Raw genomic sequence first — 19,048 nt, 5'->3', positions numbered from 1 at the left:
ACGCGAAAAAAATATATCACAAACGATTGACGACAACCTCCGCCGGCCGCAGCAGCCGCTCCCCCTGCACGAAGCCGCGGCGCACCTCGGTGAGGACCAGGCCCGCCGCCTGCTTGAGGTCGCGTCCGACCTCGGCGGCGTGCATGGTCTGGGGGTCGAAGCGCTGGCCCAAGGCCGGCAGCGGCTGGACGCCGCGGCGGGCGAGGGTGTCGTCCAGGCGGCGCAGGTTCATGCCGAGCCCCGCGGCCATGGCGGTGACGAAGGCCGCGGCGCCGCCGCGGCGGGCCAGCCACCCGGGGCGGTAGCGCTGCGCCTGATCCGCCGCAGCCTGGAGCCGGTCACGCAGTTCCAGGAGTTCCAGCAACAGGTCGCGCTGCGTGTCCTCGCGGGCGCGCCGCTCGGCCTCGGTGCGTTGGGTCTGGGCCTCCTGCTGCGCGTTCTGGGCCTGGCGTACCAGGTCGAAGGCGTCGCGGAACTGATCCAGGGCGCCCTTCACCTGGCGTGACTCGATCTTGACCTCGTTCTTCAGGGCGGCGACTTCCGCCAGCAGGGTGAAGAGGTCCGGGGCCTGCGGACCGGGCGCCGCGTCAGCCGCCGCGGCGCTCGCGGGATCATCCGCGGCGTCCAGGTAGGCGGTGAAGCGCTCGATCAATTGCGCACGCTCGTCGGGGGCCATCAGTCACCCCCGCGCAGCAGGGCGTCGAAGAGCGCCCGGGCCGGTCGGCGGGGTGCGCCCACCGGGTCGGCGCGGTCCAGGACCTCGAGCAGGGTCGGCGGTTCCTGGTTGAACAGGGCCGTCGCGAGGCGGGCGCGGTGGGTGCGCAGCGACTCGTAGGCGGTACGCAGGGCCTGGAAGCGCTGGGGGTCGCGCTCCGGCGGGCAGGTCTTGACGGCCGCCAGATAGGCGGCGTAGACCGCGGCGTCGTCCGCGTCCGGGGGCAGTCCAAGGGTGAGGTAGGGGTCGCTCATCGCTCGCTCGTCTAGAAGAGTTCAAATTGCTCGGGGGCGTCGTCGTCCGGGGGCTCTGGATCAGTCGCCCGCGGCGTCTTGCGCTTGCCCTTGGGGCCCCCGCCAGGCGGAGCGCCGCGGGTGCCGGGACCCGGGGCGGGCGGCATCCCGGCGCCGAAGTCGGGCAGTTCCTCGCGCATCAGTTCGAGCACCTCATCGATCATCCGCGCCCGGCCCACCTCGCGCTCCCGCCGCTTGAACTCGGCGCGCTCCTGGGCGCTGAGCCCGGCGATCTTGAGCACCTGATCGATCCCCATGATCTCGATGATGGCGCGCATGGCCGCGTCCGGCGGCATCGGGAACTGGCCCGGGTCCGGCCCATCGTCGTCATCGTCGTCGAATGCGTCGGTGAAGAACCCGCCGGGCAGGCCTGGGAAGAACGGCGGCGGGGCATACTGGTCGATGACCTGTTCGATACGATGGGCGGTACGTTCGTCTCCTGCCTCGCGCGCCCGGGCCCAGGCGTCTTCCAGTCGGCCCAGCTCGGCGCGGTCCGGGTGACTGCGGCGGCCCGTCCGGCGCGACTCGAACTGATGCAGCACGAACACGGGTGTGTCCGGCCAACGCTTGAGTGCGGCCGCGGCGAAGGCCTGCCGCGCCAGGGTCAGGCCGGCCCGGCGCAGGGTGTCGCAGGCGGCTTCCGACTCGGCCAGGGTGAGGGGCCACTTGGCGGCGATGCTCAGCGGCTTGTCGAACAGGCGCTGCAACTCGGTCGCGAGCCCTTCACCCCCTTCCAGATAGGCGCGCAGCCGCGCCAGGAAGGCGCTCAGGTCCGCCTGCGTGGGGGCCTGGGGCTTGGCGCTGCCGACCGCCTTAAGTGCCCAGGCCGCGGTGCGGCCGATGGCGAACGCCTCCAGGCTCAGGGCCAGGGCGGCGGACAGGCCGCCGCCCAGGGCGGCAATCTGTGCGCGCAGGGTATCCCGGCCGCGGGACTCGTCCTCGATCAGGTCGAGCAGGCCGGCGAACAGGGCGCGCTGCTCGCGCCGCCGCCCGTCCTGGTCCCACTGCCCGGCCTCGTCGAGTTCCTTGCGCGCCAGGTCGTAGCGGGCGGCGCGGACCTGTTTGCGGGCATGGGCCAGATGGGCCTTGACCAGGCGCTCGCGGGCGCCGCTATTGATCGGGTCCAGGGCCAGGATCTCGTGGGCATAGCGCGCCGCCTTCTTGAAGGCGTCCCCGGCGAGCGCCGCGTCCATGGCCGCGGTCAGCAGGCCCAGGTCCTTGGGGAAGCGCTTGAGACCCTGTTCCAGCAGGGGGCGGGCGTCCTTGAGGCGGTCGCCGCGCAGGTAGTAGCGGACCAGGCGTTCATAGGTGTCGCGGTCGTCGGGGTCATAGGTGAGGCTCAGGGCGAGCGCGTCGGCCAGGGCCGAATCCGGGTTCTCCGGGTCCTGGGAGGGGGCCACCCCGGACAGGAAGTCGTGGTGGCTGTCCACCCGGCGCAGGACCAGAGCGACGCGCAAGGCGGCGTCGCTGCCGGCCGGTCCCGGTCCGGTCTCAATCAAATGGTCGGCATAGGCACCCCAGGCCTCGATCGCGTCCCAGGGGTTGCGGCTCTCCTCAGCGTGCCAGGCGGTGACCAGCAGGCGCTCGTCCGGGGACAGGCGTCGCCCGCCTCCCTCGGTGATCAGGGCCGCACTCTTGGGAAAGCCGGGGACCAGCAGGCGCAGGGCCTGGCGCCGCGCCCAGTCCTCGCCCAGGAGGGCGCGACGGCGCTGCAGCAGGCGCAGCAGGGCCTGGGGACCGGTCCCGCCGACGCGGTGCGTCTCCTCCCACAGGGCCTGGCGTTCATCTCCCCAGCCGGCCAGGGTCAGGGCGAAGCGGCGGGTCTGATCCCCGGCGTCCGCCAGCCGGGCCGGGAGTGTCTCCGGGGGACCCAGGGCCAGGGTACAGGCCCGGCGCAGGGGGGCAAAGCCGGAGTCGTCGCCGACCCGTTCAAGCAGCGCGGCGGCCTCGGCGGGTGCCGCCGGGGCCCGCTGCAGGGCCTTGAGGACCTGCGCCAGGTCGCGATAGGGGGAGCGGAAGGGGATGGCGGCCAGGGCCTCGTGCAGGGCCGCGTCGTCGCCCCGGCAGTAGGCGTCCAGGGCCGCGGCGGCGGTCGGCCCCAGAACGCGAATCGGATCATCGGCCGCCAGCCCGGCCGCCACCGCCGCCTCGCCCGCGAGATGCAGCGCGGCCAGGTGGGAACGCAGGGCGGTCAGGGCCGCGCCCTCCAGGCGCCCGCCCGCCCGGGCCAGCAGGTCCAGGACCGCCTGGACCTTACCCTGGCGCAGGAGCAGGGCGCAGTAGTCCAACTCCGGGGGCAGTTGCGGGGCGACCAGGGCGCGGTTCTCCCAGAGGGTGAGGGCCTCCTTGGGCATGCCCTTGGCCGCCAGTTCCCGCGCTCGTCCGGCGTAGGCCGCGGCGAGCTCCAGCCGCCACTCGGGGCGGTCCTCGATCTTGAGCAGATCCTTGAAGGCGGCGGTCGCCTCCCGCCAGCGCCCCGCCGCGGCCTGGCCTTGGGCCAGGGCCAGCAGCGCCGCTGCCGACTGTTGCGGGGACTTGGGCGCCGCGGCGCCGACCTTGCGCGGTTTTTTCATGCGTTTATCCGGGCCCGAGGGTGGCCCCGCCGGCCCTGGGGCGCGGGGGCGAAGGTGCTAATGATACCGTGCCGTTCACTCCGGGTCCCGTCGGCGCGTTGGGATGGGACCTATGCACCCCCACACTTGAGGGACATCGGCGTCGGCTGCGATCAGAACTGATGTGGTGACCGAGATCCCGGGTATGCTGTCCTGGTCGTTGTCGTTGTCGTTGTCGTGATCGGATTGTTCGATTACGACAACGACAACGACAACGACGCCCAGCCCGGGAGAAGGTCCGGTCGCTGTAGGGTACGGGATCGGCGTCAACACATCAGTTCTGATCGCACCCATCGGCGTCCGCCCTGCCCCAACCCCAGAACCAGACGAGACCATGTCCGACCTGCAACACCCCCCTGTCCAGATCCCGCGGCGGTCGCTGATGCTACGCCTCGTCGGCATGACCCTGCTGGTCTGGAGCGTCGGCCTGGTCTCCTGCCAGGCCCTGTTCGTCTTTTGACCGACCGAGGACCCTGTGGTGAGCATTCCCCCCGAACGACCCCGGGAACCAACGCGGAACCTGGTTACGAACCAGCCGCCGCGGCTGGTCAAGGTCAACCAGGGCACCCCCCGGGAGCGCCCGACGCTGCTGCCGGCGGGCCTGGGCAACCTGTTCCTGCCCGCTTCCCAGTGGGTCCCGCCCTGGCGGGGCGCGCTGCTGTGGGTCTTGCCGACGCCGCTGCTGTGGGGCGCCGTGATTGCCCTGGCGAGCGGTCATTTCGGTAAATTCCTGGCGGATGCGGCAGGGTTTCTGCTCTTGATCGCCGGGGCCTGGCTGACCCAGCGCGGCCTGCGGGGTGATCATCGCGAGCCACAGGCGCGGTTCGCCCGCCTGTGGCGCTGGCCGCGCAAGACGCTGGGCGGGATCCTCACCGCGCTCGGCGCCGGGGTCACGGCCCACTTCGCGGTGGGGCACGGGGTGGCGATCAGCCTGGCCTTCGCGGCGGTGGCGGCCCTTGGGTTCCACTGGTCCTACGGCTTCGAGCCGCTGGTCCGGTGGCGCCCCTTCGGCAGCGGCGATGCCCAGACGCGCCGGGTGGCCGCGGCCCTGGCCGAGGCCGAGGGTCGGCTCCTGGACCTGGAACACACGGCCGCGACCCTGAGCAACCCGGAGCTCAAGGCGCGCCTGACGCGCCTGGGTGCCCAGGGGCGCGGTATCCTCGATCAGATCGCGGACCGGCCGACCGACCTGTACCGGGCGCGCAAGTTTCTGAACGTCTACCTGGAGGGCGTGCAGCAGGTCGCCGAGGGCTATGCGCGCACCCACCAGCGCGCCGACTCCCGGGAACTGGAGCAGAACTTCCGCAACGTCCTGGTCACGGTCGAGGAGGTCTTCGCGCAGCAGCGGCAAAGCCTGCTGGAGACCGATGTTCTGGATCTCGACATCCAGATCGAGGTGCTGAAGAAGCAGCTTGAGCGCGAGGGTATCGCTTAGGCGATTTCCCAGAGACACCTGATAGGTAAGGAGTTGGGGCAGGGCGCCCCGCTCCTCTGATAACACATCGTCGGGAAATCGCCTTGGAAAAATACGTCAGAACCCATCCCGGAGGCCCCTCAGTGACCGCACACACCGATTTGGTGCAGACCAGCCCCACCAGCCTGACCCCGAGCGTCGGCACCGCGGCGGACCCGGCGGTCACCGCCCTGCTCCGGGAACTCGACCTGACCGATAGCCATTCGGTCATGTTCTTCGGGGCCAAGGCCCAGGAGCAGTTGACCCAGATCTCCGACCGGATGTTGGAGGGCGTGCGCGCCAAGGATATCGGCCCCGCCGGGGCGGCCTTGAGCGAGATGGTTACCACGCTCAAGGGCTTTGACGTCGCGGCCCTGGACCCTAACCGCAAGCCCGGCTTCTTTGCCAGGATCATGGGCCAGGGGCGGCCGATCGCCCGCTTTCTGGAGGAATACGAGGCGGTGCGCGATCAGATCGAGGCCATCGGCCGGACCCTGGAGCGTCACAAGACCCAACTGCTCACCGATGTAACCTCACTGGATCGGCTCTATCAGGCCAACCTGGACTACTTCCGCGCCCTGGAGCAGTACATCGAGGCCGGCGAGGCCAAGCTGCGCGAACTCGACGAGTCGGTCATTCCGGCCCAGACCGCGCGGGTCGAATCGGCCGGCGATATGGTGCAGGCCCAGCAACTGCGCGACCTGCGCGGGGTGCGCGACGACCTGGAGCGGCGCGTCCACGATCTCAAACTCACCCGTCAGGTCACCATGCAGGGCCTGCCCAGCATCCGGCTCGTGCAGGAGAATGACAAGGGGCTGATCAACAAGATCAACTCCACCCTGGTCAACACTGTTCCCCTATGGCGCCAGCAGTTGGCCCAGGCCGTCACCATCTACCGCTCCGGTCAGGCCGCCGACACCCTGCGCGCGGCCACCGATCTCACCAACGACCTGCTCCGCGCCAACGCCGACAACCTCAAGAGCGCCAACACCCAGGCGCGCCGCGAGATCGAGCGCGGGGTCTTCGACATCGAGGTGGTCCGCCACGCCAATGAGTCCCTGATTGCGACCATCGAGGAGGGGCTCAAGATCGCCGACGAGGGCAAGCGCGCCCGCGCCCTGGCCAGTCAGGAGTTGGAGCGGCTGGAGGGGGACCTGCGCCGGGCCCTGAGTGCCGCCTCGGCCAAGTCCGAGGGGGGCAGTCCAGGGGAAGGTTACACCACGCGTGCCTTGAGGCAGCAACCATGATTTCAGATGAATTGAAACAGCAGCTCGGCATTGATGACGACGGCGCCTATCGCATCCACCCCGATACCGGGCGGGTACAAAAGGAACGGCTGTTCGGCTGGAAGAATACCAATCGACGGGTCGATCAGGCGAGCGGTGCCATTCAGGAGCGCGGGCTCTTCGGGTGGCGGGGCACGGGGATGCGGATCGATCCGGATTCCGGGGTACTCCAGAAGACCGGGTTCTTGTGGAACAGTGACATGGGTACCCGCATCCACCCGCAGACGGGGGTCGTGCAGCAGCGGCGCTGGTTCGGCTGGCGCGATACCAAGGAACGCATCGACCCCGATACCGGCATGCAGCAGAAGCGCGGCTGGTTCGGCTGGAAGGACAAGGCCTAGCCCGGAGCTAAAGCTCGCTTCCAGTCCGGCCCCCGTAGCCCGGATGGAGCGCAGCGGAATCCGGGGCGGCCTCGTCGGTACCTTAAATGCCTGCGGACCGGCCGTCGTGAGGGTTGGCGGCGGCTGCGGCAGGTTCCGGACGGGGCGCAGGCCCCTCGGGCGGGACGGGGCATTCGCCCCGTCCCGATCGTTTACTCCTTCGCCGAAGCGTTGCGCTGGTTCGCGAGCCCGGATAAAACGTTGCGGACGGGGCGAATGCCCCGTCCGGCGCAAGCCCCCAACCGTGCGCGAAACCCCGGCGGGCCAGAGGGCCGCTGCGACGCTGCTGGAGGCCCTCTGGGAGCGCACTACGAGTACACGCTCGAATACTTTCACAATCTCCGGAGCGTGGGAACGAGAGGACGGGCCCCATGCCCTGTTCGGCGCAAGGCGGCACCCGGTGGGAGCGGCTTCAGCCGCGACGCGACCGCGCAAACGGCCCTGGCCTCATCGCGGCTGAAGCCGCTCCCACGGGGGACGCTTCCGGGCAGACGCGGCATTCGCCCCTGCCGTTAGTTAAGCTAAGCGCCGTCGGCTCCCACGCGGAAGTAGGGGAGCAAGGTGTGCGCTGACCTGCTAGATTTATGACTAAGTTACTAACCAACACTCAGACCACATCGTGATCCAAGTAAATGTTCATGAAATCAAGGCCAAGCTCTCGGGCTATCTTGCCGCCGTGGCGCGCGGTGAGCGGGTCGTGATCGCCCGGCGTAATGTCCCGGTCGCCGAGTTGATCCCCATAGCGCCGCCCCGTACGGTGCCGCGGCCCCTGGGTCAGGGGCCCCGGGAGGAGGGTTACGAATTGCCGGACGCCTTTTGGGAGCCGCTGCCGGACGGCCTGGCTGCCGCCTTCAACGGTTTGGCGCAGACGCCGACGACGGGGCAGGCACAGTGAGGCTGATCGTCGATACCTGCGTGTTTATATGGATTGCCTCCGCCAGGCACCGGCTGTCGCCGGTGGCTGCCGACCTGCTTGCCGATCCGCAGAACCAGGTGTTGGTCTGCGCGCGGCGCACTTTACGCCTGGCGCTGGCCGCCCCGGGCCGGAGTCCAGGGCTTCAGCCTTGGATGCCCTGCCGGCAGCCGGTGCGCGGCGACCCTATACTTATCTGATGCCGCCGCCGGGGGCGCGCAGATCAGGAGCGAGGACATGACTCAACCCATAAGCGATCAGTCGGCAAGCGATCAGTCAGTCGAGGTAACCGCCGGCGCCTATCGGGTCCGCAGTAGCCGCGTCTCACTGGATTCGATCGTCTGGGCTTTTCTCAACGGGCAGAGTGCCGAGGCCATCGCCCAATCCTTCCCGGTCTTGACGCTGCAGCAGGTCGATGCGGCGCTGACCTATTATCTGGCCCATCGCGCGCAGGTTGATGCCTATCTGGCCCAAGGCGAAGCCGCCTTGGGCGCACTGCGCCAGGCCGCCCACGAGCAAGATCCGCTGTGGTATCGCGCGCTTCGCGACGCCCGGCGTTCGGCGGCGTAAACGGCGTGACCTCATGCAGGTCCTTTTCCAGGCCGACGCCGACCTCAACCAGAATATCGTCCTAGCGACCTTGCGTCGGTTCCCGTCAATCGATTTCCAGCCCGCCACTGCCGCTGGGGTGCGCGGACTGGCCGACCCCGATGTCCTGCGACTTGCCGCCGAGCAAGGTCGCATCCTGGTATCACATGACCAGCGGACCATGCCCCGCCACTTCGCGCAATTCATCGTCTTCCGTCCGAGTCCGGGGCTGCTGATCGTGCCTCAATCCATGTCCGTCGCGGCTGCTGCCGCGGACCTGATCCTGATCGCCACGGTGACGACGCCCAGCGAATGGGTCAATCGCATCGCCTACTTGCCGATTTGATGCCGTTCTGTGTTCGGGAGAGGGTTTGAAGCATGGCGCGACACCCGAGCCGGACGGGTCTTGCAACCCTCGGGCGGGACGGGGCATTCGCCCCGTCCCGAAGGTTTGTTCCTTACGCCGAAGCGTAATGCTGGTTCGCGAGGCCGGACAAAACGTTGCGGACGGGGCGAATGCCCCGTCCGGCCCGGGTTGGGCCGCCTCCCGCCCCTGCACCAAGACCCGTTCGACCGGATGCTGGTCTGGCAGGCGATCAGTGTCCAGCGCCAAGACTGGACGCGGAGCGCCCGCGCGGCATTCCCACGCTGGAGCGTGGGAACGAGAGACGGCTACTGGGAGCGCCGCACCCCAGTGCGGCGCAGACTCTGCTCAACCCAAACCGGCGGGGCTATCTGCGAGATCGCGCCGCACTGGGGTGCGGCGCTCCCAGTCCCGTAGCCCGGATGGAGCGCAGCGGAATCCGGGGCGGCCTCGTCGGTACCTAATCTCGTCGGTACCTATTAAGGCTTGCGGATCGGCCGTCGTGAGGGTTGGCGGCGGCTGCGGAAGGTTCCGGACGGGGCGGATGCCGCGTCTGGCGCGGGGCACTTGCAGCGAAGACCTGGATTGCGCTGCGCTCCATCCAGGCTACGGCTCCAACACGTACCGAATACCTACGCAATCTCACGCCCATCCTGCACGGGGCAACGACCGGGTCTTTCCTGCGGGCAAAAAAACGGCCCCGCTTGGGGCCGCCTTGCGCGTGCGCCGCGATCCTGCGGCGCTTGCTGACTTGAAGGCTGCCGTGTCAGCCGGCCTTGTTCTTGCGGCGCAGGTTGCGGGCGCCCAAGCCAGCCAAGCCCAGACCGAAGAGGGCCAGGGTGGCCGGTTCCGGCACGTCCAGCGGCTTGGTGTCGTAGGAGTTGCTGACGCTGTTGACGATACCGCGGATCCCCGCGCCGTACTGCATGGTGATGGTGTCGGTCACCAGGAACTTACGGCAGACGCCGCAGTTGACGGTCGCGGCGAGCGAGGTCGGCGTGGTATTGAGCGTCGCGTCGAAGTCCGGGACGGGAACGACCACGGTCGCCTGACCGACGATATCCTTCTGGGTCCCGATGTTGTTCTGGCCGGAGTTCACGTCCGCGCCCAGACCGATCTGCTGGAAGCGGATGGTGTCGTTGGAGTCCGGCGCGGCGGCGTAGAGTTCGACGTAATAGGACAGGTTATAGGTCGCAACGGCGGTGTTGGTCAGTTGAGCGAGATTTGCCACCTGGAAGTTGGACTTCTCAAATCCAAAGCTGGTGGTGTTGGTGATGAAGATGAACGCATTCGTGGGGAGGTCGCTGCCGACATAGGTATAGGTATAGATACCCTGCGTCACACCGCCCGACGCGGAAAAATTCACGAGGGTGTCCGCATATTGGCCGAGGGCGGAGTTGCTGACGAGGGCGGCGGCGAGCAGGGCGCCCGCTGCAGCAGTCTTGAAATAGTGATGCATGATTAGGAAACTCCAGCTTGATGTAGAACGAGATGCCGCGGCACTGACACTGTTTGGGCGGAACGATAGACCTTGGTCCACCCTTAACCGCCTCGCCTGGAGGGAAACCCTTTGGTGCCCCTTGCGGATTATTTAGCAGAAATCATGCCAGAAATGAAAATATTTTTATTATCAGTGTGTTAACATAAATGGTCTGACGCTGGATACCGGAGACTGTAAAAAAAACTGACACCCGGCGCCGCCGAGGTCGGGCCACTCCTTGGCCGACCATACGGCCTGACCGCAGCGACGGTCGCGCTCTGGTGAGGTCCGCGCCGCCGCCGCGTCCAGCCGGTGCTACTTGCCCGGACCGGACTTCTGCTCGGCCGCCTGTTGCAGCAGCTTGATCCGCATGTCCTTTGGCCGCGCCTTGGTCGCCTCCGCCAGGTGGGTCTTGGCCTCTTGGGGACGGCCCGCCTGGATCAGGGCGGCGGCGAGGTCTATCTGTGCATCGGTGTGACCCCAATCCTGCTCCAGGAGCTTGTTGAGTTCGGCGACCGCGGAAGCGTATTGCTTGTCCGCCATCAAGTGGCGGGCCAACGCGAGGCGCACGGCGAGGTCCTTGGGATAACGTTCAACATGCTGTTTAAGAATGGCGATACCACCCCGCGGGTCCTTGGCTTGGACATAGCTCATGGCCAGTTGGTAGACGGTGCCCGCGTCCGGGTCGACAGCGTGGAGCGGTTTCAGTAATTGGATCGCCTGCCCGGGCTTGGCCGCCGCCACTGACACCAAGGCCCGCAGGCGGGTCGCCTCCGCCCCGGCCGGGTTTGCCTCGAGCGTCCGCGCGACCAGGTCCGCGACCTGTGTTGCGGTCTGCTCCGAGGTCGCGGACCCGAGACCAAGCATCTTGGTGCGCGCGATGCCGATGGCCGCCGCCGCCGTGTCATCCGGCCGCAATGTGCGGGCCTTCTCGTAGGCGGCCTGCGCCTTCACGAGGTCCGGCTCCTGTTCGAGCGCGCGGCCCAGGTTCAGGTAGGCGTCCGCGGACTCCGGCTGGAGCTCTATGACGGCACGGGCGTCGGCGACCGCCGCCGCGACGCGCCCGGCCCGCAACTCGGCCCGGCTGCGTTCGGTGAGGACGGCCGGGTCCTTGGGGTCACCCTTGTCGGCGAGGATCTGCAGGGCGTCCAGTGGCCGTCCGGCACTGGTATAGACCGCCGCCAGGAGCGTGACCAGGGCCTGGTTGTCGGGGTTCGACTGCCGCGCCTGCTCCAGGCGGGCCACCGCCTGGTCGGGCTTGCCGGCGGCGAGCGCGATGTTCGCGAAATTGCGCAGCAGCAGGGGATCGCCCTTTTTCTGTTCCAGGGCGCGCCCCATGGCGGTCTCGGCACCCGCGAGGTCGCCCTGACGCAGGCTGACATCCGCCAGTCCGATCAGCGCGTCCAGGTTGTTCGGGCTGAGCTTGAGCACCTGCTCGAAGGACGCCTTGGCCGCGGGGAGAGCCCCGGTGCGGGCCTGCGCGATGCCCCGCAGGAGCGGGCCATCGGGGCTCTTGGGATAGCGTTTGGTGAAGCGTTCGGCGGCCGTCACCAGTCCCGGCAGGTCCCCGGCCTTGAGGCGTTCCCGCAACAGGGCCAGTTCCGTGCTTTGCAGTCCGTTCCCGCCGGCCGCGACCAGCTTTTCGAGTTCCGCGATGCCGGCCTTGCGGTCGCCCGCGGCGATCCGGGCGGCACCCAGCAGGCCGGCGAAGCCCGCATCCTGCGGGCTCAAGGCCAGCGCGCGCTCCAGGTAGGTTACGGCCTCCTTGGGCTCCCCGCCCAGGGTGGCGGCCTGACCGGCCAGCGCGAGTACCCCGGCGTCCGGGTTTGCGCCCAGGAGCGGTTTCAGGGTCGCGAGCGCCTCCTGCGGTTCCCCCAGCCGCAGCAGCGCGGCCGCGAGTATCGCCCGCGCGTTCGCGTCCGCGGGTTGACGCGGCAGATAGAGCGTCAGCAGCTCGCGCGCCTGGTTGTAGTTGCCGAGCTGGTAGGCCGCGGCGCCGGCGACGAAGAGGGCCCCGGGCTCCTCGACCTGACCCTTCAGCAGCGGCGAGATGCTGTCGTAGGCGCGCTGGTAGTCACCGCGCAGATAGGCACTGAAGGCACTCAGATAGGTGGCGGCCAGGTCACCCGGGCGCGCGGCCAGGATGGCGGTGAGATTGGCGTCGGCGGCGTCCAGCTTGTTCTGGGCGACCTGGGTGTGGGCCAATTGGCGGCGGCGCCAGTATTGATAGGGCTTGGCGTCCAGGGCCGCCTGAAAGGCCCGCTCCGCGGCCGGCAGGTCCTTGTTGGCCTGGGCCAACTCACCGCGCAGGGTCTCGATCTCGGCCTGGTCCGGCCGCACCCCGCCCGCCGCGCTGGTCAGGGCCTCGGCCGCCGCGGCCCCATTGCCCTCGGCCATGCTCACGCGCGCGAACCCCAGGTAGGCGGAGGAGAGGTCGGGCTCCAGGGTCAGGGCCTCCTGGAAACTGGCGCGGGCGTCGTTCGGGCGGTCCTTGGCCAGCCAGGCCAGGCCCTGGAGGACCACGACCCCCGCCTTGACCGCCGGGTCCGGGATCTCGTCGGTCGGGATCTGGGCTTGGATCTCCACGAACTTGTCCTGGAGCAGCCAGGCCTGGCCGAGCAGGACCCAGGCATCCGCGGCCGTCGTTCCCTCTTCGATGGCGCGTTCGAGCTGCTCCTCCGCGGCCTTGGGGTCACCCGCGTCCAGATAGAGGGCGCCGAGTTGGTAGCTCAATTCGGGGTCCTTCGGCGCGGCCTGCTGGCGGTTGCGCAGCTCGATGAGCCGGGCGCGCAGGTCAGCGGGCGTCTGGGCCTTGGCCGCCGCCGGTTCCCCGGCGGCGGTGTCCGGGGTCGACCAGGCGGCGCCGGGGCCGATCGCCCCAAGCAGCACGAGGGTCAGGAGCGCGGGACGGTTCTTGGACACGGCGATTCCTCTTGATCCGGAAGGGGCGAGCGCGGGGGCGAATCGGCAGGATCGGCCCCGGGGGAGACAGGTGCATCAGTATACGGAATAGGCGGGGCAGTCCAAGCGCGGTTTGGGCGCGGGTGACGCCGCGCTCCCGGGCGGGACGCCGGCGCGGCCTGGGGGCGCCGCACCCCAGTGCGGCGCGCGCTCGCGGATAACCCCGGCGGTGCGGGTTGAGCAGAGGCCGCGCCGCACTGGGGTGCGGCGCTCCCAGTAGCAGTTGCGGCTTTGGCCTTTTGGCTTACTGATCGGCGAGACGTGTGCGCGCCATGTCCGGGTGGCGTTTGGCATGGGTGCAGGCAAGGACCGTGACCACCGAGTCTTGAACCCGGTACCAGACCAAGTATGGGAATCGGTGTAAGACCGCTCTGCGCACCCCGCGATACACCACCGGGTAGATCAGCGGATTGTCCGCCAGCCGTTCAATGGTGCGGCTGAACTGCGCGTGGAATTCGGACCCCAAGCCCCTGCGCCGCTCTTGATACCAATGGATAGCGCCGGCAATGTCAAGCTCTGCATTGCGCCGCACGACAACGCGATAGCTCACGGAAGCTGCCGCAACAGCCGGGACTGAACCTCCGACCACGGGCTCTGGTCCATGGGGTTGTTTTCTGCGTCGGCCAAGCGCGCGTCTAAGAGGACTTTTTCTGCTTCCGTAATGGCCAGGTCCGGTTCATCGAAGGTCTCCCAAACGGTGCGGATCAGTTCGATCCGATCCGCCACGTCCAGTTTCCGGACTTGAGAAATCAGCGCTGCATTGACCATGCGTAGATCCTCGGTTCAGTCAAGGTTTATTCGTTGCGGTCTTCGCAAGATAGTTCTCTCAGACATGCGGGTCAAGGCCGCAGGGCAGAATCGCGCGGGTCCCGCGGGTTTCGGACCTTGCGGGCGGGCCTTCGTCAGGGTTGGCGGGGGCTCCGGAACCTTCCGGACGGGGCGCATGCCCCGTCCGGCGCGGAGGCCGCAGGGCAGTTCCGGGGCCGCGTACGCGATGCGTACCCTACAGCGACCGGACCTTCTCACGGACCGGGCGTCGTTGTCGTTGTCGTCATCGAACAATCCGATCACGACAACGACAACGACAACGACAACGACCAGGGCAGCGTACCCGGGATCTCGGTCGCCACAGCAGCTCTGATCGCACCCGACGTGATCCAGACATACCACGCAACGGCCGTTAGGCGATACACTCCGGCGCCGGGGCGGCGGACCCTGAACGGCACCGCCCCGGCCAACCGCAGGCCAGTCCAAACACGACCCGATCCGGAGTAACCATGAGCACGAACGAGACCGCCACCACCGCCGCTGCCGCCGCGACGGCCAACGCGACCGCCATTGCCCGGGCGACCCCCATGAGGTACCTGGAAAAGGCCATGAACGGCCTGCACGACCTGGGCCTGGTGCCTACGGACGCCGACAAGCGGGTGGACCCGATCATCGCCCTACTGAACCAGATCTCCGACCTCGACGAGGCGCGGGTGACCGCCATCGCCCGCACCCTGGACCAGGCCTCGCTCTTCAACGAGGTGGTCCGCAAGCAGGTGGCGGCCATGAGCATCGGCAGCCGCTACGAGGACATCACCAATGCCTTCAACAGCATCCGTGACGATGCCAAGACCATGGTGGACCAGATCGCGGATGGTAAGCTGGACACGTTCGAGCGCATGGGCAATGTCTGGATGAAGGTCACCCGCGGTGACATCGCCAGCCGTTTCGACAAGATCAAGGGCACCTATCAGGAGGTCACGGCCGCGACCGCCGACCAGATCGGGCGGGAGCAGCGGATCCTTGAGGCCTATCAGGACTTCCGCGGTGCGCTCAAGCAGTCCGAGGTCCTGGGGCTGGAGGTGCTCAAGACCGCGCAGGTGCGGCTTGACGCCTGCAAGGTCGCGGTCCAGGAGGCGATGAAGGTGCTGGAGGCGGCCGGTGCCCAAGGGGTCCCGCAGGAGCCGGCGGAGCGCGCCCGCCTGGAACTGGCCCGGGACGAACAGGTGCGCGCCCTGCAACTGGAGGAGAAGCGCTACCAGATCGCCAAGGACCTGTCGGACAACCTGACGGTCTCCTACAACACCTCCGAGGTCGTGATGGCGCGCCTGGTGCAGACCACCAACGCCAAGGAGCGGGTCTATTCGCAGGCGGTCAGCTTCTTCAGCACCAACGAGGTGGTGCTGACCGCGCTCACGGCCTCCTTCACCGGTCTGTTCGGGCTGCACGAGGCGACCCAGACGGTCGAGGCCATGAAGGACGGGGTCAGCAAGTCGCTGGAGGTCCTGGCGGACATGGGCGGCAAGGTCCAGGAGGCGGCGGTGCGCGCCGGCTATGGTCCGACCATCCGCGCCGATTCGGTCAAGAAGCTCGTGGAGTCCGTGGTCTCCTGGCAGAGCAAGTCCTTTGAGATCATCGAGGAGATGCGCAAGGAAAGCACCCGCAACGCCAACGAGATCCGCGACGCGGTGGAGGACGGCAAGCGCAAGCTCGCGCGCCTGGCCCAGGAGGGCAAGGGCCTCGAGGTGGCGATCAAGTCATGAGCGACACGGCGGCCATTCAGACCGGGGGGGCGGCCGGGACCAAGCCGCCGCTCGACGACATGATGCTCGCCATGGACGTGGTGGATACGCTGCGGCGGCGCGAGCGTATCGCCAACAACGAGCTCGACGACCAGGGTCGCGAGGAGGACCTGAAGGAGCGGCTGCGCAAGATTTATGCTGACCAGGGCCTGGAGGTCCCGGACCGCGTGATCGAGCAGGCGGTGGCGGCGCTCAAGGAGGGGCGCTTCACCTACCAGCCGCCGCCGCATACCCTCGGCACCCGGCTGGCGCGGCTCTATGTCCGGCGCGGTGCCGCGGGCAAGTGGCTGGGCGGGCTCGCCCTGGTCGGCGTGCTGTTGTTCGGGCTGCATCATGTCTTCATCGCGGCGCCCGCCGCGGCCATCCCGCAGGACCTGGCGCGGGTCCACACCGAGGCGCTCGGGCTCGCCAAAACGGACCAGGCGCGCGCGACGATCGAGCGTTATTTCAACGCCGGTCAGGCGGCGCTGCGCAACGGGGATAAGGCGCGGGCCAAGGCGGCGCTCGCGGAGCTTGAGTCCGCGCGCGTCACCCTGGGGCAGGAATACCTGGTGCGGATCGTCAACCGTCAGGGGGTGCAGTCCGGGGTCTTTCGTATCCCCGATATCAACACCGGGGCGCGCAACTACTATGTCGTGGTCGAGGCGGTGGACCCGTCCGGGCGGGTGCTCAAGGTGCCGATCGCCAACGAGGAGACGCGCACGACCGAGGCCGTCGACCGCTGGGCCCTGCGGGCGGACCAACGCACCTTTGAGGCGGTCAAGCGCGACAAGCAGGACGACGGCATCATCGAGCAGGACCGCTTCGGCTACAAACCCCGCGGCGAACTGGTGCCACGGTATGAGATGAAGACTACCGGCGGGGCGATAACGAAGTGGTAAGTGGTCAGTAGCTCCGGCGTTGTCGTTGTCGTAATCGTAATCGTATTCGGAGAAGCGATGCAATTCGGGTGCGAAAGAATCCGGGGCACTCCGATAACCTCGATTACGACAACGACAACGACGACAACGAGGCACTCTCTGACGGACTTGTCTTACTTATTAGTGAACCGTTCCTAATCCCAGGGAGATAGATATGGTTTCCGGCAGACAAACCCTGGCCACCATCGACCAGGCGGTGACACAGGCGCAGGCCCAGGCGGCCACGGTCGAGGCGCAGATCGAGGCGGTCAATCGGCAACTGGCCGAGCAGCACCAGGCCCAGACCGCGGACTACCAGGCCTTGGCGCAGGTCCGCCTGGGCCTGCTCGCGGACGCCGCCATGGTCCAGCGCCTGGATGAGACGCAGCAGCAGGTGAAGGCCCTCCTGGCCCAGCGCGAGACGGCCCTGACCCAACTCCAGGGCCAACTCCAGACGGCCGAGGCCACGGAGCGCACCCTGGCCGCGGAGCGCGCCGCCCAGGCCGCCGCGGTGGACGATGCCGCGGGTGCGCTCGACACGGCCGAGGCCCGGACGCAGGCGCGCCTGGAGGCCGACCCCGCCTACCAGGCCCAGCGCGAGCGCGCCCGCGAAACCGAGCGCCGGGCCGGGCAGTCCGCCGAGAAGGCGACCCGTAGCGCCGCGGAGCTGGAGCAGAAGGGGGCCTCCTACCGTGCCGACCCGCTCTTCATGTACCTGTGGGAGCGCAAGTTCGGCCAGCCCGGGTATCGCGCCTGGGGGCTCACCCGGTGGTTGGACGGCAAGGTCGCGCGGCTCATCGGCTTTCTCGATGCCCGCGCCAACTATGACCGCTTAAGCGAGATCCCCGAGCGTCTGCGCGAACATGCGGACGGACTCAAGGCCCAGGCCGAGAGCGAATTCGCGGTGCTGCAATCCCTGGACGAGGCTGCCCGGGCGGCGGACGGCATCGCGACGCCCGCGGAGCGGCTGGCCGCGGAGCAGGCCAAGCTCGACGCCATCGATCAGCGGATCGCCCAGGCGGCGTCCGAGCGCCAGGCGCTCCAGGTCCGCAAGGCGCTCTACGCGGTCGGCGAGGACGAGCATTCCAAGGCCGCGGTCGCACTCCTGACCGGCGAACTCCAGCGCGACGACCTGATGGAACTGCGCCGGGCGGCCCTGGCCTCGCCCACCCCGGACGACGACCTGATCGTCGCCCGCCTGATGCAGCGCGACGACGAAGGCCGCCGCCTTGCGGCCTCCATCCAGGGCCTGCGCGAGACGCTCGCGGCGCAGCAGCAGCGCCTGGGCGAGGCCGAGGCCCTGCGCGCGGACTTCAAGACCAACCGCTATGACCGCGCCGGCTCCAGCTTCGGCGACGAGGCCATGATCGCCATGTTGCTGGGCCAGTTCGTCAACGGCATGCTCGATCGTCGGCAACTGTGGCGTGTGCTCCAGGAGCAGCAGCGCTACCGCCCGGAACAGGCCGACCCCGGCTTCGGCTCCGGCGGCTTCGGCCGCGGCACCGTCTGGGGCGGCGGCGGTGCCGACCTGCGCGACCTGGGCGACATCGTCGGGCGGATGGGCGGGGGAGGGCGGGGGGGTTGGGGCGGTGGCGGTGGGGGAGGCGGCAGCAGCAGCGGAGGCGGCGGTGGGGGTGGTTTCCGCACCGGCGGCGGGTTCTGACCGCCACGGGCAAGTATCCGCCCGCAACCCGCTCCACGCGCGATCTGTAGGCTGGGTAGAGCGAAGCGAAACCCAGCAATCAGCGCCCTCGGTCACGCAAACGATGGGTTTCGCTGCGCTCTACCCATCCGGGGACACCTGCCAAGTCTCTCCAGCGGTGTCACGCAGGTCCCGGGTACGCAGCGCCCTGGGGCCGGTGGCAGCGCCCCCGCGCAATGCGCTAATCTGAGCGGGGTCCACCCACTCGGAACACCACGATGTCCAATCTCGCCGAAGTCCCCTTCATCACGGCCGACGACTATCTCGCCGGCGAGGCGCGCTCGCCGATCAAACACGAATATGTCGCGGGCGAGGTCTTCGCCATGGCCGGGGCGAGCGAGGAGCACGTCACCATCGCGGGCAATGTCTTCGCGCTGCTGCGCGCCCATGTCCGCGGCGGTCCCTGTCGGGTCTACATCGCCGACATGAAACTGCGCGTCGAGCGGGCGCGGGCCTTTTTCTATCCGGACGTGTTCGTCACCTGCGAGGCGGCGGACGCGGCCGAGCCGACTGTCAAAGCGCGCGCCCGGGTCGTCGTCGAGGTCCTCTCCGAGTCCACCGAGGCTTATGACCGGGGCGCCAAGTTCGCCAGTTACCGGGAACTCCCGACGCTGGAGGAATATGTGCTGATAGATTCGCGAAGCCGCTGCGTCGAGGTCTTCCGGCGCCATCCGGAGGGTTGGATGCTGCACCCGGTACCCGACGACGGGCGGCTTAACCTCGCGCCCCTGGAGTTCGATTGCACTCTGGACGCGATCTATGAGGACGTGCGCTTCGCACCGGCGGCGGGGGCACAAGGCTGATGCCTGGTATTTGGACCCGCAATCGCGCC

The 19,048-nt window shown here is 68.5% G+C and carries 18 protein-coding genes; 11 read left to right on the top strand and 7 right to left on the bottom strand.

What is annotated here, in order from left to right:
• Nucleotides 1–16 precede the first annotated feature (16 nt).
• Genes THSYN_RS22405 through THSYN_RS22395 form a run of 3 tightly spaced genes read right to left on the bottom strand, consistent with a single transcriptional unit; the run spans nucleotide 17 to nucleotide 3,581 of the window.
• Nucleotides 17–676 (bottom strand): nucleotide exchange factor GrpE, encoded by a 660-nt coding sequence (locus THSYN_RS22405; RefSeq protein ID WP_100921086.1) that lies wholly within the window; start codon nucleotides 674–676, stop codon nucleotides 17–19.
• A complete protein-coding gene (locus THSYN_RS22400) occupies nucleotides 676–969 on the bottom strand; it encodes a molecular chaperone DnaJ (RefSeq protein ID WP_100921085.1) in 294 nt (97 codons plus the stop codon). The genes THSYN_RS22405 and THSYN_RS22400 overlap by 1 nt, the downstream gene beginning before the upstream one ends.
• Before the next feature lie 11 nt (nucleotides 970–980).
• A complete protein-coding gene (locus tag THSYN_RS22395; RefSeq protein WP_100921084.1) occupies nucleotides 981–3,581 on the bottom strand; it encodes a tetratricopeptide repeat protein in 2,601 nt (866 codons plus the stop codon).
• A gap of 373 nt (nucleotides 3,582–3,954) precedes the next feature.
• On the opposite strand from THSYN_RS22395, the gene THSYN_RS36735 reads away from it, so the two are divergent.
• The 7 genes from THSYN_RS36735 to THSYN_RS22365 all read left to right on the top strand — a co-directional run bounded on the left by THSYN_RS36735 (nucleotide 3,955) and on the right by THSYN_RS22365 (nucleotide 8,586).
• Nucleotides 3,955–4,080, top strand: a complete 126-nt coding sequence (locus THSYN_RS36735; RefSeq protein WP_257791196.1) for a hypothetical protein — start codon at nucleotides 3,955–3,957, stop codon at nucleotides 4,078–4,080.
• An 18-nt stretch (nucleotides 4,081–4,098) separates the two neighbouring features.
• On the top strand, nucleotides 4,099–5,055 hold the full coding sequence (locus THSYN_RS22390; protein WP_236848653.1) for a 5-bromo-4-chloroindolyl phosphate hydrolysis family protein: 957 nt from the start codon (nucleotides 4,099–4,101) through the stop codon (nucleotides 5,053–5,055).
• A gap of 122 nt (nucleotides 5,056–5,177) precedes the next feature.
• On the top strand, nucleotides 5,178–6,320 hold the full coding sequence (locus THSYN_RS22385) for a toxic anion resistance protein (protein WP_236848652.1): 1,143 nt from the start codon (nucleotides 5,178–5,180) through the stop codon (nucleotides 6,318–6,320).
• Complete coding sequence (locus THSYN_RS22380; protein WP_100921081.1) at nucleotides 6,317–6,700, top strand: hypothetical protein; 384 nt, start codon at nucleotides 6,317–6,319, stop codon at nucleotides 6,698–6,700. The genes THSYN_RS22385 and THSYN_RS22380 overlap by 4 nt, the downstream gene beginning before the upstream one ends.
• Before the next feature lie 658 nt (nucleotides 6,701–7,358).
• Complete coding sequence (locus THSYN_RS22375) at nucleotides 7,359–7,634, top strand: type II toxin-antitoxin system Phd/YefM family antitoxin (protein ID WP_216644612.1); 276 nt, start codon at nucleotides 7,359–7,361, stop codon at nucleotides 7,632–7,634.
• 255 nt (nucleotides 7,635–7,889) lie between these two features.
• A complete protein-coding gene (locus THSYN_RS22370; protein ID WP_100921079.1) occupies nucleotides 7,890–8,222 on the top strand; it encodes a DUF433 domain-containing protein in 333 nt (110 codons plus the stop codon).
• 13 nt (nucleotides 8,223–8,235) lie between these two features.
• Nucleotides 8,236–8,586 (top strand): DUF5615 family PIN-like protein, encoded by a 351-nt coding sequence (locus tag THSYN_RS22365; RefSeq protein WP_100921078.1) that lies wholly within the window; start codon nucleotides 8,236–8,238, stop codon nucleotides 8,584–8,586.
• 784 nt (nucleotides 8,587–9,370) lie between these two features.
• Here the strand turns inward: THSYN_RS22365 and THSYN_RS22360 are convergent.
• The 4 genes from THSYN_RS22360 to THSYN_RS22345 all read right to left on the bottom strand — a co-directional run bounded on the left by THSYN_RS22360 (nucleotide 9,371) and on the right by THSYN_RS22345 (nucleotide 13,813).
• Nucleotides 9,371–10,063 carry a PEP-CTERM sorting domain-containing protein gene (locus THSYN_RS22360; protein ID WP_100921077.1) on the bottom strand — a complete coding sequence of 231 codons (693 nt, stop codon included), beginning with the start codon at nucleotides 10,061–10,063 and terminating at the stop codon, nucleotides 9,371–9,373.
• Between the two features lie 336 nt (nucleotides 10,064–10,399).
• The gene (prsT, locus tag THSYN_RS22355) at nucleotides 10,400–13,006 is read right to left on the bottom strand and encodes an XrtA/PEP-CTERM system TPR-repeat protein PrsT (RefSeq protein ID WP_157817860.1); all 2,607 of its coding nucleotides are present in this window, start codon (nucleotides 13,004–13,006) and stop codon (nucleotides 10,400–10,402) included.
• Between the two features lie 283 nt (nucleotides 13,007–13,289).
• Nucleotides 13,290–13,595, bottom strand: coding sequence for a type II toxin-antitoxin system RelE/ParE family toxin (locus THSYN_RS22350; RefSeq protein WP_157817859.1), 306 nt, complete (start codon nucleotides 13,593–13,595; stop codon nucleotides 13,290–13,292).
• The gene (locus THSYN_RS22345; protein ID WP_100921074.1) at nucleotides 13,592–13,813 is read right to left on the bottom strand and encodes an addiction module protein; all 222 of its coding nucleotides are present in this window, start codon (nucleotides 13,811–13,813) and stop codon (nucleotides 13,592–13,594) included. Before THSYN_RS22345 ends, THSYN_RS22350 begins: the two co-directional genes overlap by 4 nt.
• Before the next feature lie 509 nt (nucleotides 13,814–14,322).
• Between THSYN_RS22345 and THSYN_RS22340 the strand changes: the two genes are divergently transcribed.
• The 4 genes from THSYN_RS22340 (at nucleotide 14,323) to THSYN_RS22325 (ending at nucleotide 19,019) form a co-directional block, all read left to right on the top strand.
• Nucleotides 14,323–15,576, top strand: coding sequence for a cell surface protein (locus tag THSYN_RS22340; RefSeq protein WP_216644611.1), 1,254 nt, complete (start codon nucleotides 14,323–14,325; stop codon nucleotides 15,574–15,576).
• Nucleotides 15,573–16,496: a DUF6384 family protein gene (locus THSYN_RS22335; RefSeq protein WP_100921073.1), complete on the top strand. Its 924-nt coding sequence runs from the start codon at nucleotides 15,573–15,575 to the stop codon at nucleotides 16,494–16,496. The genes THSYN_RS22340 and THSYN_RS22335 overlap by 4 nt, the downstream gene beginning before the upstream one ends.
• Before the next feature lie 193 nt (nucleotides 16,497–16,689).
• A complete protein-coding gene (locus THSYN_RS34240; RefSeq protein WP_157817858.1) occupies nucleotides 16,690–18,177 on the top strand; it encodes a coiled-coil domain-containing protein in 1,488 nt (495 codons plus the stop codon).
• A 257-nt stretch (nucleotides 18,178–18,434) separates the two neighbouring features.
• Nucleotides 18,435–19,019: a Uma2 family endonuclease gene (locus THSYN_RS22325; protein WP_100921072.1), complete on the top strand. Its 585-nt coding sequence runs from the start codon at nucleotides 18,435–18,437 to the stop codon at nucleotides 19,017–19,019.
• Nucleotides 19,020–19,048 lie beyond the last annotated feature (29 nt).

This window comes from Candidatus Thiodictyon syntrophicum (genome assembly GCF_002813775.1).
GTDB lineage: Bacteria > Pseudomonadota > Gammaproteobacteria > Chromatiales > Chromatiaceae > Thiodictyon > Thiodictyon syntrophicum.
The sequence above is the reverse complement of the archived record's forward strand: the minus strand, read 5'-3'. Positions and strand labels throughout refer to the sequence as shown.